Source organism: Zobellella sp. An-6 (assembly GCF_052487945.1).
The window spans coordinates 407,637-419,800 of the sequence record NZ_CP199259.1 but is presented as its reverse complement, the minus strand read 5'-3'; the positions used below and the strand labels follow the sequence as shown (position 1 = coordinate 419,800).

General features: G+C 64.0%; 10 protein-coding genes. 4 read left to right on the top strand and 6 right to left on the bottom strand.

Features of this window, described 5'->3' with window-relative positions; translation table 11 throughout:
- Nucleotides 1–87: 87 nt before the first annotated feature.
- The 4 genes from ACT7DK_RS01915 to ACT7DK_RS01900 are packed head-to-tail and all read right to left on the bottom strand — an operon-like array spanning nucleotide 88 to nucleotide 4,022.
- Nucleotides 88–774 (bottom strand): response regulator, encoded by a 687-nt coding sequence (locus tag ACT7DK_RS01915; RefSeq protein ID WP_445395779.1) that lies wholly within the window; start codon nucleotides 772–774, stop codon nucleotides 88–90.
- Nucleotides 771–2,078, bottom strand: coding sequence for a DUF4118 domain-containing protein (locus ACT7DK_RS01910; RefSeq protein WP_445395777.1), 1,308 nt, complete (start codon nucleotides 2,076–2,078; stop codon nucleotides 771–773). The genes ACT7DK_RS01915 and ACT7DK_RS01910 overlap by 4 nt, the downstream gene beginning before the upstream one ends.
- A complete protein-coding gene (locus tag ACT7DK_RS01905; protein ID WP_445395775.1) occupies nucleotides 2,065–3,387 on the bottom strand; it encodes a TrkH family potassium uptake protein in 1,323 nt (440 codons plus the stop codon). Before ACT7DK_RS01905 ends, ACT7DK_RS01910 begins: the two co-directional genes overlap by 14 nt.
- A complete protein-coding gene (locus ACT7DK_RS01900) occupies nucleotides 3,366–4,022 on the bottom strand; it encodes a potassium channel family protein (RefSeq protein WP_445395773.1) in 657 nt (218 codons plus the stop codon). The genes ACT7DK_RS01905 and ACT7DK_RS01900 overlap by 22 nt, the downstream gene beginning before the upstream one ends.
- A gap of 314 nt (nucleotides 4,023–4,336) precedes the next feature.
- Here ACT7DK_RS01900 and ACT7DK_RS01895 point away from each other — a divergent pair, with 314 nt between their 5' ends.
- Genes ACT7DK_RS01895 through ACT7DK_RS01885 form a run of 3 tightly spaced genes read left to right on the top strand, consistent with a single transcriptional unit; the run spans nucleotide 4,337 to nucleotide 7,899 of the window.
- Entirely contained in the window at nucleotides 4,337–4,951 is a 615-nt protein-coding gene (locus tag ACT7DK_RS01895; protein WP_445395771.1) for a glutathione S-transferase family protein, read from the top strand.
- Between the two features lie 10 nt (nucleotides 4,952–4,961).
- Nucleotides 4,962–6,401 carry a hypothetical protein gene (locus ACT7DK_RS01890; protein WP_445395769.1) on the top strand — a complete coding sequence of 480 codons (1,440 nt, stop codon included), beginning with the start codon at nucleotides 4,962–4,964 and terminating at the stop codon, nucleotides 6,399–6,401.
- Nucleotides 6,402–6,423: 22 nt separating this feature from the next.
- Nucleotides 6,424–7,899: an aminotransferase-like domain-containing protein gene (locus ACT7DK_RS01885; RefSeq protein WP_445395767.1), complete on the top strand. Its 1,476-nt coding sequence runs from the start codon at nucleotides 6,424–6,426 to the stop codon at nucleotides 7,897–7,899.
- 173 nt (nucleotides 7,900–8,072) lie between these two features.
- Here ACT7DK_RS01885 and ACT7DK_RS01880 read toward each other — a convergent pair whose 3' ends face one another.
- A complete protein-coding gene (locus ACT7DK_RS01880; protein WP_445395765.1) occupies nucleotides 8,073–8,939 on the bottom strand; it encodes an NAD(P)-dependent oxidoreductase in 867 nt (288 codons plus the stop codon).
- Between the two features lie 161 nt (nucleotides 8,940–9,100).
- Here ACT7DK_RS01880 and ACT7DK_RS01875 point away from each other — a divergent pair, with 161 nt between their 5' ends.
- Nucleotides 9,101–10,486 (top strand): aminotransferase-like domain-containing protein, encoded by a 1,386-nt coding sequence (locus tag ACT7DK_RS01875; RefSeq protein WP_445395763.1) that lies wholly within the window; start codon nucleotides 9,101–9,103, stop codon nucleotides 10,484–10,486.
- A gap of 227 nt (nucleotides 10,487–10,713) precedes the next feature.
- Here the strand turns inward: ACT7DK_RS01875 and ACT7DK_RS01870 are convergent, their stop codons facing one another.
- Nucleotides 10,714–12,162 carry an aldehyde dehydrogenase family protein gene (locus ACT7DK_RS01870; protein WP_445395761.1) on the bottom strand — a complete coding sequence of 483 codons (1,449 nt, stop codon included), beginning with the start codon at nucleotides 12,160–12,162 and terminating at the stop codon, nucleotides 10,714–10,716.
- Between the last annotated feature and the right edge of the window lie 2 nt (nucleotides 12,163–12,164).

Below are 12,164 nucleotides of genomic sequence, written 5' to 3'. Positions count from 1 at the left end.
CGGGAGCAAGACCTGTGCTGGCCGCTCCTGGATGCCCGCCTTCGCGGGCATGACGGATTTTGGGAACCGGCGCCGTTCGCCGCGAGCTTAAGGCACCACCAGCCGGTAGCCGATGCCCGGCTCGGTAAGCAGGATGCGGGGATGGGCGGGCTGGGCTTCCAGCTTCTGGCGCAGCTGGGACATGTGCACCCGTACGTATTCGTGGTGCTCCACGTGGGCGGGGCCCCAGACCGCGCTCAGGATCTGGCGGTGGGTCACCACCTTCTCGGCGTGGCGCAACAGGAACAGCAGCAGCTTGTATTCGGTGGGGGTCAGGTGCAGCGGTTCGCCGCCCTTGCAGACCCGCCGCGCCACCGGATCGACGGTGATGTCCCCCAGCTGCAGGGGCAGCTCGGCGTCCCGCCCCGGGCGACGCAGGGCCACCCGGATCCGCGCCAGCAGCTCCTGGGCGCCGAACGGCTTGGTCAGGTAGTCGTCGGCGCCGGCGTCCAGCGCCTCCACCTTTTCCGCCTCCCGCTCCCGCGCCGAGATCACGATCACCGGCATCGCGGACCAGGCTCTCAGCTCGCGCAGCAGCGCCACTCCGTCCATGTCGCCCAGGCCCAGGTCGAGCAGCACCAGATCCGGGGTACGGCCACTCAGGCAGCGCAACCCCTCGGCGCCGCCGGCCGCCGCCTCCACCCCGTACTGGTGGCTGCGCAGCAGGGTATGCAGAAAACGGGCCATGGAGGCGTCGTCTTCGATGATCAGGATATGGGGCTGGTTGGCCGTCATGCTGCTTTTCTCCAGGCCGGCCACACCAGGCGGGCCGTCATCGTGTGTCCGTCATCACTCTCGGTCAGGTAGAAGGCGCCCTGGTGCAGGTCCGCCACCGCCCGGCAGATGGGTACCCCCAGGCCGGCGCCGCCGTCCCGCTGCGGCCGGGGCGCCCGGCCACCGCAACCGTTGCTCAGGGTAAAGGCGTAAAGCTCGCCGTGCCAGTGCCCTTCCAGCCGGAAGGGCGCCCGGCCGTGGCGCACCGCGTTCTCCAGCATGTTGGCCAGGGCGATCTCCAGCAGGGTGGCGTCGCCCTGCACCGGGGTGCCGTCGTCGATGGCGAAGTCGAAGCGCACCGCGTCGAACAGGTTGCCGCGCCGGCGCAGGGCGGCGCTGACCACCTCCTCCGGCATCACCACCTGCAGGCTCGGCTGCTCCTGGCGCTGCACCCGGTTGAGTTCCATCACCTTGTCGAAATGGCTGCTCAGTACCCGGCTTTGCTGGTAGATGGCCTCGGCAATCTCCCGGTATTCCGCCTCGCCCAGGCGCACCTGGGGGTCCGCCAGCATGCTGGCATTGCCCATGATGCTGGCCAGCGGGGTACGCAGATCGTGGGACAGGGAACGCAGCAGGGCGTTGCGGCCGCTGGCCAGCTCCGCCTCCAGCCGCGCTTCCTGCTCGGCCCGGGCCAGGCGGGCCCGGGTCAGGGACTGGCCCAGCAACGAGGCCGCCACCCGCAGCAGGGTACGGTTGGCCTTGTAGGGGCCGGCGGCACAGCAGAGGTAGGCCACCAGCCGCTGCTTGTCGAACACCGGCAGCGCCTCGCCCGCTGCCGGCGGCTCGGGGCGGACGCTGACCGGGCAGCCCAGCCGGCGGCCCAGCAACTGGGTCACGAACTCGTACATGGCTTCGGGCCGGCCGTGACCGGGCAGGCCCCGGGCCAGCAGGAACATCCCCCTGAGCTGGCGCAGCAGCTGGCGCACCCGCTCCAGCCGGCCCCGCAACTGGCCGCTGAGCCGGCTGATCAGCAGGCCCACCGCCAGCATGACGGCGAAGGTGACCAGGTAGTCCAGGTTGTGCACGTGCAGGGTGTAGTAGGGCTCGACGAAGAGCACATCGAACAGCAGCACGCTCAGCACCGTGGCCAGGCTGGCAAAACGGCTGCCCTGGCGCACCGCGATCACCGCCACCACCAGCAGCAGCGCCATGGCGATGTCGGTGGTGGTGAGCCAGCCCCGCAGCGGCAGCAACAGCAACGCCGCCAGCAAGGGGCCGCCCAGGCTCGGCAGCCAGGGCGGCAGGCGTGGATTATCCCAGGGCAATACGGCCTCCCGCGTAGCGCAGCGGACGCTCCGGGCTGCCCGCCAGGGCGGTAAACAGGTACACCGGGCTCAGCTTGCCAATCATCATGACTGCCATGATGAGCACTTTGCCCCCCGGACTCAACTCCCCGGTCATGCCCGTCGACAGTCCTACCGTGCCCAGGGCCGAGATCAGCTCGAAGATCATCGCAAAGGGATCCGCCGCGGGCATCAGATAGAAGGCCAGCAGGGTCACCAGCAGCAGCAGGCTCAGGGTGATCACCAGGATGCCGGCGGCCCGCAGCATGAACTCCACCCCCAGCATGCGCCCCAGCATGCGGGTTTCGGTGCGGCCCTGCAGGGCCGCCACCACCCCGGTGATCAGCAGCACGAAGGTGGTGACGCGGATGCCGCCGGCGGTGGAGCCGGGGCCGGCGCCGATCACCATGTTGAGCATCAGCCAGCTCTGCCCGGCCGGGCTCATGGCGGCGATGTCCAGGCTGTTGAAGCCGGCGGTGCGGGCGGAGGCGTTCTGGAAGAAGGCGTGCAGCAGGCGCTCCCGCCAGCCCAGCCCGGCCAGGCTGTGGTCGTGCTCGAACAGCAGCAGCAGCAGGGTGCCCACCGCCAGCAGGGTCAGGGTGGCCCACAGCACCAGCCGGGTATGCACGCTGCGGCAACGGCGCAGCACCAGCAGCTCGAACAGCACCGCGAAGCCCAGTCCGCCGACGATAAAGCCCGCCGCATGGGCCAGTACCATCCAGCCCGGCGACACCGACATCAGCGAGTCGCCGAACAGGGCGAAACCGGCGTTGTTGAAGGCCGACACCGCGTGAAACAGGCTGGTGCCCAGGCCCCGTTGCCAGCCCAGCAGCGGCACCCAGTGCAGGGCGAACAGCACCGTCAGCACCAATTCCACCCCCAGGCTGAACAGCAGGGAGAAGCGGAGCACGTCCGACAGCCGCAGATCCGGCCCCAGCTGCCAGAAGGAGCTGAGCATGGCCTGGTTGCGCAGGCCCACGCTGGCGTTGAACGACAGCATGGCCGCCGCCCCCAGGGTCATGTAGCCCAGGCCGCCGAGCTGGATCAGCAGGCCGATGATGGCCTGGCCCAGAACCGAATAGGCACTGCCGGTATCCACCACCACCAGGCCGGTGACGGTGACCGCCGACACCGAGGTAAAGAGGGTGTCGAGCCAGCCCACGGGGGTGACCCGGGCCGCGGGCAGCAGCAACAGCAGGCTGCCGGCCAGGGCCAGCGCCAGGTAGCCCTGCAACAACAGCAGCGCCGGCGAGCCCAGCCGTTTGTGGGTCAGGACAAGCTGCGCAGACATGTTTCCAGTTGCTCCACGTCGGCCAGCAGCAGCAGCTTGTCGCCCGGCTGCAGGCGGGCACTCTGGATCAGCTGCTCGGGCTGGTAGTCCTTGTAGCGGGTCATGCCCAACAGCCGGACATGATGGCGGCCGAGCAGGCCCACCAGGTTGCGTTCGAGGTGGCTGGCATTGACTTCCAGCTCCGCCATCACCTGGCCGGTGGACAGCACCTGGCGGGTCAGCAGCTCGGGGTGGCCCAGCCAGGCCGCCACCATCTCGCCCATGGCCTGCTCCGGGTTGATGGCCCGGCTCACGCCCATCTTCTGCGCCAGCTTGTGGTGATAGCTGTCGCGGGTCTTGCACCAGATCGTCTCCACCCCCGCCTCCTTCAGGTTGAGGATGGTGATCAGGCTGCTCTGCAGATCGGTCCCGATGGCCACCACCACCGCGAAGAACTGCCGCCAGTCGATGCTGGCGGTCACCTTGGGATCGGTGCCGTCGGCGATGATGGCCTCGGCCACGTCATCGGCGATGGCGTGCACCCGCTCCTGATCCGAGTCCATCGCCATCACCTCCAGGCCGGCGCCCCGCGCCGCCCGGCAGAAGGCGGAGCCGAACCGGCCCAGGCCGATCACCGCAATACGTTTTTTTGCCATGGTTTGAAGTCTCCGTAAGCCATGCCCCAAGCCTACGAAAACGCGCATAAGAAGGGTGTTTAGATTGCGGGGGCGGGTATAAAGAAACTGTAAAGAAGGCCGCGGACGCCGGTACAGGGCCGAACCGGAGTTCTTCTGAAATCACACCTGTACTGAAAAAAACTCATGATCTGTCTATCTCTTCGTTAGCCCCCATCACGCATATTGATTCGGCCTGCCCCGGGGAATCCTGTCTGGCAGTGATTTTTACCGGGTCAAATTCCAACAGAATGAAAATTTCTGTGTAAATCCACAATAACTTTGGGTCCGAGTCAATGAAGCTTCTGTACCAAACACACTCCCCCTATGCCCGCAAGGTGCTGGTCTTCGCCCATGAAACCGGCCAGGCCGCCGGGCTGGACGTTATTCACCACGAGACCAGCCCCGTTCGTCGCAACGAAACAGTCTACCGGATGAATCCGCTCGGCAAGGTGCCGGTTCTCATACTGCCGGATGACTCGTCGCTATTCGACTCCTTGGTGATCTGCGATTATCTCGACAGCCTGCATGCCGGACCCCGGCTCATCCCGGAGCAAGGCTCCGCACGCTGGGCGGCGCTACGCCTCGAGGCTCTGGCGCAGGGCATCTGTGATGCGGGCATCCGGCTGCGCTCCGAGACAGAACGCCGGCCGGAAGCGTTTCGCTATGCGCTTTACGCCGAGGGGCAGGCGGGAAAGCTCATGACGACCTATGACTTCATCGAAAAAAGGGTTCCCCTGGACGGTCCCATGACCATCGGCCATATCGCCCTGGCTACGGCGATCGATTGGATCCTGTTCCGCAAACTGCCGGATTTTTCCGGCTGCCCGCGTCTGACCGACTGGTACCGGGAATTCCGGAAACGTCCTTCCATGCTGGCCACGGTGTATTCCGGGCAAACCCAGGACTAAGGAGACACTCATGGCAACGACACTGCTTCTCCAGATGTCCCCCATCGGCATGGTGGTGGCACTGATCCTGGCTTTCCGCCGACCGCCCGTACAGGCAGCACTCATCGGCGTGGTCCTCGTTCTACTCTTGTGGGGATTGGGGGTCGCGGCTCCCTTATCCCGGGCCGTAGCCCTGGCCATCGCCACGGATACGGGAGTCCTGTTTCTCAGCACCGCTGGCGTCATAGTGCCGGGGCTGGCCTTTGTCATCCTGGTGGAAAAACAGGGAGCGCCACAAGCCATCGGCGCCTGGGTGAAAGAGCTGGGGTGGCCGCCCGCCGCACAAGTTATTTTTATTGTGCTTGGTCTGGCTCCGCTGCTTGAAGCCATGACGGGCTTCGGTGTTTCCCTGATCGCCACCGTCCCGCTCTTCATGGGACTGTTTTCCCGGCAGCTTGGTCTGCGCATTGCCCTGTCCGGTATGGTCATCATGCCTTGGGGGACCCTGGGCCTGGCAACCCTGATAGGGGCTCTCCTCGCCGCCCAGCCATCCGAGGTACTGGCAAGCCACTCCGCTCTGATCAGCGCCCCCGTCTTCCTGGTATTGGCCGCCATCGCCTTATGGCTGGCCGGTATCCGTACCCTTGGTCCCTGGCTCGCCCTCTTTGTTGTCACAGCCCTTTTTGTTGCCGTGCTTTATATGACAAGCCGGTGGACAGGACCGGAAATCGCTGGAGTCATGGCCGGCCTTGCTGTCTCTTGCGTGGGATTGGTCTTCTCCTTCCTGAGCACCAGGCGCCTGGTTGCCTGGCCAGGTGCGGCATGGCCCTACCTGGCTCTTCTGGCCATCATCGTTGCCCTGCGAGGGCTCTTCCTCGCCACTGGCTGGGACAGCTACTGGGAAATCAACGGCGACAGCGTGGCCTGGAAACCGCTGGCGTCGCCGGGAGTAGCGCTAGCATTGGTGGCACTGATGATGTCCATACGGCAACGCGAGCAAGCTGAACTCCATGTTAAATTCCCCTGGAGCCAGCTATTTGCCCGTGCCAAACGTCCGGTGGCCACCATCCTTTTCTTCTTGTTGATGTCACAGATCATGGTCAAGGCCGGTTTTCTGCTGCAAGCCCAACAGGGGTTACAATCGCTGACCGGCATCGCACTGGGCCCCATGGTCGCCGCCATTGCCGGTATTGCCGGCTACGTCACGGGCTCCAATGTGGGAGGAAACACCTTGATCATGCCTTCCATTGCAGGTCTGGAGACGACACAGGGTCCCTGGCTTGCCGCCATGGTCAACAGTGCGGCCGGGCATGGCGCCCTGGGTTCGCTTTCGATCCTGTCCCTTATCACCGGCCTGGCTGCCGCCAGTCGAGAGGAGGAACACAGCCTGATCCGATTTGCCTTCGGCCTGGTGGTGCTCAGCATAGTGATCGTTGCCGCGGCCGGAAGCATTTTGTTATACATGTCATAGTTCTTAATGGCTATGACAAAACATGTATTGTATTGAACAACGGAACGAACCCCGCTGGAAAACGATAAGGCACTGGATCGTTCGCCAAATAAATAGTGGCGAATGGCCGGAAACAATGAAGTTGCCGTCCATTCGCGCACTTTCCCGGATGTTCGATACCAGTGTAACCACGGTACAGCGTGCGCTGGGGGATCTGGAATCCAGCTGCTATATCCGTGCCGAGCCCAGAACCGGCTACTTTGTCGCCGCCAAAACCCAGGCCGTACCAGCAGATGAAACGGGGTTTGCCAGTGTCGCGGTCAATGTCAATCACGCCGTCGTGGCCATGCTCTCACGCGCCGGGCGGCTCAAGTCCGCCTCCCTGAGCTCTGCGGTCCTGCATGATGATCTGATCCCCCATACCCTGTTGAAAAAGTGCCTTTCCGCCGTAGCCGACAGGTATGACAGCCTGCTCACCGGTTTCATACCGCCCCCGGGCCTGCCGGATCTGCGGCGGCGGCTCGCCGCGCTTATGCTCACCCGCGGCGTGGTCTGCGGACCGGATGACATTCTGATCACCTCCGGCGATACCATCGGCCTGGAGCTGGCCCTGGAAGCCGTGGCGCCCCAAGGTGGCGTGGTCGCCATCGAAATGCCGACCTACTACGGCATGTTGCAAATCATCGAGCGGCTCGGCATGCGCGCCCTACCGATCCGTACCCATCCTCGTACCGGCATGGATGTAGATCATCTGGAAGAGGCGCTGAAGCACCAACAGATTGCGGCCATCTACCTCAACCCCACCCTGCAGAACCCGCAGGGCTTTATCATGCCGGACGACGCCCGTGCCCGCCTGTCCCGGCTGGCCCACACCGCCGGCATTCCCATTATCGAGGATGATATTTTCTTCGACCTGGCACCGGGGAAGACACGTCCACGCGCCCTGAAAAGCCTGGCGGCAGGCTCCCGGACCCTCTATTGCTCCTCCTTTTCCAAAACCATAGCTCCCGGCTACCGGGTCGGCTGGTGTGTGCCGGGAGACTACCGGGACGCCATCCTCGCACAGATGTTCGCGCGCAATCTGTCGGTTTCCAGCCTTGCCCAACAGGTTCTGAACGTCTTTCTGGAGCGCGGCTATCTGGAACGGCACAGCGCAAGGTTGCAGGACAAGCTCGCCGCGGTAAGGGATTATCTCGATATTCTGGTACGCACGGAGTTTCCGGAAGGATCCAGCTATATCCCGCCCGCAGGCGGTTTCATCCACTGGGTGCTGCTGCCAGCCAACACGGATATGTCCACCCTGGCATCCCTGGCGGAACAGCAGGGGTGCCATATCGCCGGCAGTGGTATTTTCTTTCCCGATGACAGGCAGAATACGGCCGTACGCTTGTGCCTGGGCTCGGCACTGTCTCCCGGCATGAAGCTCAACCTGAAGATCCTCTGTGCCTGCGCACATCAGGCCACAGGTAGTGTGGCGAGCGGTGCCGATCCCATGCCGTCTGTGGGATCCCGCGGCTGAAGCCGTGTGACGAACGGCGCCAATCCTTCCGTCGCTCCCGCGAAGGCGGGAGTCCGGTGCGGGTTTTCATGGATCCCCGCCTTCGCGGGGATGACGAGAGTGGGTGTCGCGGGGTTGACGAGACCGTAATATCGGCATTGTCTGTAACAAGATTAAAACCTCAGCTTGCCGGGTTACCCCTTAACGCCGACGATCAAGGCAGACGTATCCATCCGGCCCAGTCCATTTTTCTGCAGTCCGGCATAGATGTTATCGACCCGCTTCACCATGGATAACTCGAGCCCGTATTTACCGGCCTCCGCCAGACAAATGGCAAGGTCTTTTCTCATCCAGTCGATGGCGAAACCAAAATCGAATCGATCATCCGACATGGTGACCGCCCGGTTTTCCATTTGCCATGATCCGGCCGCACCATGCTTCAGGGTTTCAACCACAAGCCGGGCATCCAGCCCCGCACTTTGTGCCAGCAGTAATGCTTCGCTCAACCCCTGCAATACCCCGGCAATGCAGATCTGATTCACCATCTTGCAGCGTTGTCCCTGGCCGTGCTCTCCCATCCATTGCACCTGCCTGGAATAACTCTCGAGCACCGGCAATACGCTTTCAAATGTGCTCTTTTCACCCCCGCACATCACCGTCAGACAGCCATTCTCGGCTCCGGCCTGTCCGCCGGACACGGGGGCGTCCATAAAGCAGACACCCGCAGCCAGGCAGGCGTCTCTCAGCTCGATAGCCAGATCGGCGGAGGTCGTGGTGTGGTCGACGATGGTCGTGCCTTTTTCCATGCCGGCCAGCACACCGTCATCGCCATGGATCACACTGCGCACGTCATCATCGTTGCCTACACAGATAAAGACGATATCCGCGCTTTTGGCAGCCTCTCTTGGAGTAGACGCCATACGGCCCCGATATTCCTCCACCCACTTGATGGCCTTGTCTGCCGTTCTGTTATAAACCACGGTGGTATGCCCATGTTCTTGCAAATACCCCGCCATCGGATAGCCCATAACTCCAAGACCGATAAAGGCAACATTAGCCATTATATTTTCCCCTTTAAAACCGGTGGATTGATGAAAAAAGAACGAACCAGAGATGGGTCCAAACTACAACCACCAATTGACATATGTCAATTGAGTCAATCTCACGATTGAGCCATAAGTCAATGATTGAATTGACATAGAAGGGCTGGTGCAGAAGCGGTATGATTGCCGTTGCCGTCAGACAGCAGGGCATCACCATGAGTGACACCAAGTATCTTGATATCGTAAACACTATCAGGGCTCGCATTACATCCGGGGACTATTCCAAAGGGAGCAAACTCCCTACTCATCGCGCCTTGGCACTAGAACTGGCAACCACCCCGGCGACAGTGGCGAAGGCCTACAAGGTATTGATAGCACAAGAGGAAATTGAATCTTTTGTCGGGAAGGGGACTTTTGTCTGCAGCGATACCAGGCTGGAACAGGTGATCCATTCCAGGCAGGATGCCCAGGTGCTGAACCTGTCGATCCTGCAACCCTGCATTGCATACAATATCGACAAACTGACCAGTAAAATATCATCCTGCCTTAGCAATATCACGGAGCCCGATCTCTTCGGCTACACCGAGAATACGGGCCTGCGGCGTCATCGAGAAAGCGGCATGGCGTGGGCACGCCACTACGGACTCGAGACCGCCTCTACGGACCAGGTGCTGCTTGCCAATGGTGCCCAACATGCCCTTTCCTCCTTGATACAGCTGTATACCAAACCCGGGGACACCATCGCCGTAGAGGCCCAGACCTACCCCGGCATCTTGTCCATCGCCCATCTGCTCGGCAGGCGGCTGGCCGGCGTAACAATGGACGACCAGGGGATGCTCCCGGAAGCACTCGAAGCCTTGTGCCGACAGCAAAAAATCGCCATGGTCATCGTGCTCCCCTCCCACCAGAATCCGACCGGCGCCACCATGTCCGAACGGCGCAGGACCTCGCTGGCAACCGTTATCGAGCGGTTCCGGCTGTGGCTGGTTGAAGACGATATCTACGGCTTCCTTAACGAAAACCGGATGGAAGCCATCACCAACCGGGTACCGCAACAGGGATTTCATATCAGTGGCCTGTCCAAGGCCATCAGTCCGGGCCTCCGTTGCGCCTTTATCAGGGCGCCCGCCTCCCAGGCAGGGCACCTGGCCGCCTTTATCCGCGCCACGGTCTGGTTACCTCCGCCCCTGATGTTCGAGGTAGCCAGTGGCCTGATCCGTTCCGGCGATGCCTACCAGATGGCCAAGGCGCAACAGGATATCGCCCGCCGCCGGCAGCGGATCGCCGGAAGCATCCTGCAGGGTTGCCACATGAGCCGCCAGCCCACCAGCTACCACCTCTGGCTGCAGCTGCCCGATAGCTGGCAGGCCGACAGCCTGGCCCTGGCGGCACGAGAGCAAAACATGCTGGTCAGCAGCGCCTCCTTTTTCCGGGTCGGGCCCCGGTCGGACAACGCGATCCGCCTGTCCTTGATGTCGATCGCCGAGGAAAGCCAGTATCGGCATGCGCTGGAGAAGCTCGCCGCCCTGCTGGCGGCGGGAAGCGCCGTTTACGGCCATTTCTAATGCTTGCGCAGGCACCCCGACGGCTTCGCGACAAAGGCCGCCAAGCCGGCCGTTCAGACAGTTGGCAAACCATTGAGTGACTCTGCGGTCACTCCCGCGAAGGCGGGAGTCCAGTGCAATATTTCATGGATCTCCGCCTTCGCGGAGATGACCACTATTAAACAGCGGTGATAAAGGGAAGTCCCTGGCGAAAAACAGGTGATGAGCTTTGTCATCAGTTGCTTTGTTCAGTCCGCCGGACCCAGCAGGTGCTTGACCTCGAGGAAGGCGTTCAGCCCCCAGGGGCCCAGCTCGCGGCCGATGCCGCTGCGTTTGAAGCCGCCCCAGCTGGTTTCGCACGGCACCACCTGGACGCTGTTGTACCAGATGGTGCCGGCCCGCAGCCGGCGACCCAGCCGCCGGGCCCGTTCCGGATCCCCGCTCACCACCGTCGCCGCCAGGCCGAAGTCGCTGTCGTTGGCCAGGCGCACCGCCTCTTCCTCGTCGTCGAAACTGCGGCCGCAGAGCACGGGGCCGAAGATCTCCTCCCGCCACAGCCGGCTGGCGGCGGGCACGTCCCGGAACAGCACCGGGGCCAAGAAGAAGCCGTGCGCCGGCAGGGCGCGGTGGCGACCGTCGCGCACCACCGCCAGGCCTTCCGCCTCGGCCACGGCCAGGTAGTCCAGCACCGCCCGGCGCTGGCGGGCGCTGGCCAGCGGCCCCATGTCGGTGCCCTCGGCCAGGGGATCCCCCAGCCGCAGGGCGTCGATGCGCCCGGCCAGGGCCCGGTACAGGGGCTCCGCCAGGGAACGGTGCACCAGCAGGCGGGACGTGGCCGAGCAGATCTGGCCGGCGTTGAAGTAGATGCCCGCCATCACCAGCTCGGCGGCCCGTTCCGGGTCGGCGTCCTCCAGCACCAGGATCGGCGACTTGCCGCCCAGCTCCAGGGCCACCGCCCGGCTGGCCGGGGCGGCGGCGGCCATGATCGCCTCCCCCACCCGGTTGCTGCCGGTGAAGGACACCTTGTCGATGTCCGGGTGGGAGGAGAGCGCCGCCCCCACGCCCTCGCCGTCGCCCAGCACCAGGTTGAACACCCCGGCGGGCAGCCCCGCCTCGAGGGCGAGTTCGGCCAGGGCCAGCTCCGGCAGCGGTGTCACCTCCGAGGGTTTGAACACCACGGCGCAGCCCGCCGCCAGCGCCGGCGCCAGCTTCCAGGCGCTGGTCACCAGCGGGAAGTTCCAGGGGGTGATCAGCGCCACCACCCCCACCGGATCCAGGTAGCCCAGGGCCTGCAGCCCGGGCTGGGCCAGGGCCACTTCCTGCCCCTGCCGTTGGTCCAGCGCCCGCGCCTGGCCGGCGTAGTAGCGGTAGCAGGCGATGGCATCGTCCAGATCGAGCCGGGCCTCGGCCAGGGGCTTGCCGTTGTTGCGGCTGGACAAGTGCGCCAGTTCCTGCCGCCGCCGGGCCAGGCCGTCGGCCATCGCCTCCAAATAAGGCGCCCGCCCGACGCCGCCCAGGGCCTGCCAGCCGGGCTGGGCGCGCCGCGCCGCCGCCACCGCCGCGTCCACGTCGTCCGGGTGGCCGCCGGTCAGCTCGGCGATCACCTCCTCGGTATAGGGGTTGACCACCGCCAGCCGGCGCTCGCCCCGGCTCGGTTGCCAACGGTTGTCGATAAACTGCCGGTCCAGAGTCTGCATGC

What these genes read in the sequence shown, in the direction of transcription:
- ACT7DK_RS01915 (WP_445395779.1), bottom strand. Translation starts at nt 774, where the DNA reads ATGACGGCCAACCAGCCCCATATCCTGATCATCGAAGACGACGCCTCC.
- ACT7DK_RS01905 (WP_445395775.1), bottom strand. Translation starts at nt 3,387, where the DNA reads ATGTCTGCGCAGCTTGTCCTGACCCACAAACGGCTGGGCTCGCCGGCG.
- ACT7DK_RS01900 (WP_445395773.1), bottom strand. Translation starts at nt 4,022, where the DNA reads ATGGCAAAAAAACGTATTGCGGTGATCGGCCTGGGCCGGTTCGGCTCC.
- ACT7DK_RS01895 (WP_445395771.1), top strand. Translation starts at nt 4,337, where the DNA reads ATGAAGCTTCTGTACCAAACACACTCCCCCTATGCCCGCAAGGTGCTG.
- ACT7DK_RS01890 (WP_445395769.1), top strand. Translation starts at nt 4,962, where the DNA reads ATGGCAACGACACTGCTTCTCCAGATGTCCCCCATCGGCATGGTGGTG.
- ACT7DK_RS01885 (WP_445395767.1), top strand. Translation starts at nt 6,424, where the DNA reads ATGTATTGTATTGAACAACGGAACGAACCCCGCTGGAAAACGATAAGG.
- ACT7DK_RS01880 (WP_445395765.1), bottom strand. Translation starts at nt 8,939, where the DNA reads ATGGCTAATGTTGCCTTTATCGGTCTTGGAGTTATGGGCTATCCGATG.
- ACT7DK_RS01875 (WP_445395763.1), top strand. Translation starts at nt 9,101, where the DNA reads ATGATTGCCGTTGCCGTCAGACAGCAGGGCATCACCATGAGTGACACC.
- ACT7DK_RS01870 (WP_445395761.1), bottom strand. Translation starts at nt 12,162, where the DNA reads ATGCAGACTCTGGACCGGCAGTTTATCGACAACCGTTGGCAACCGAGC.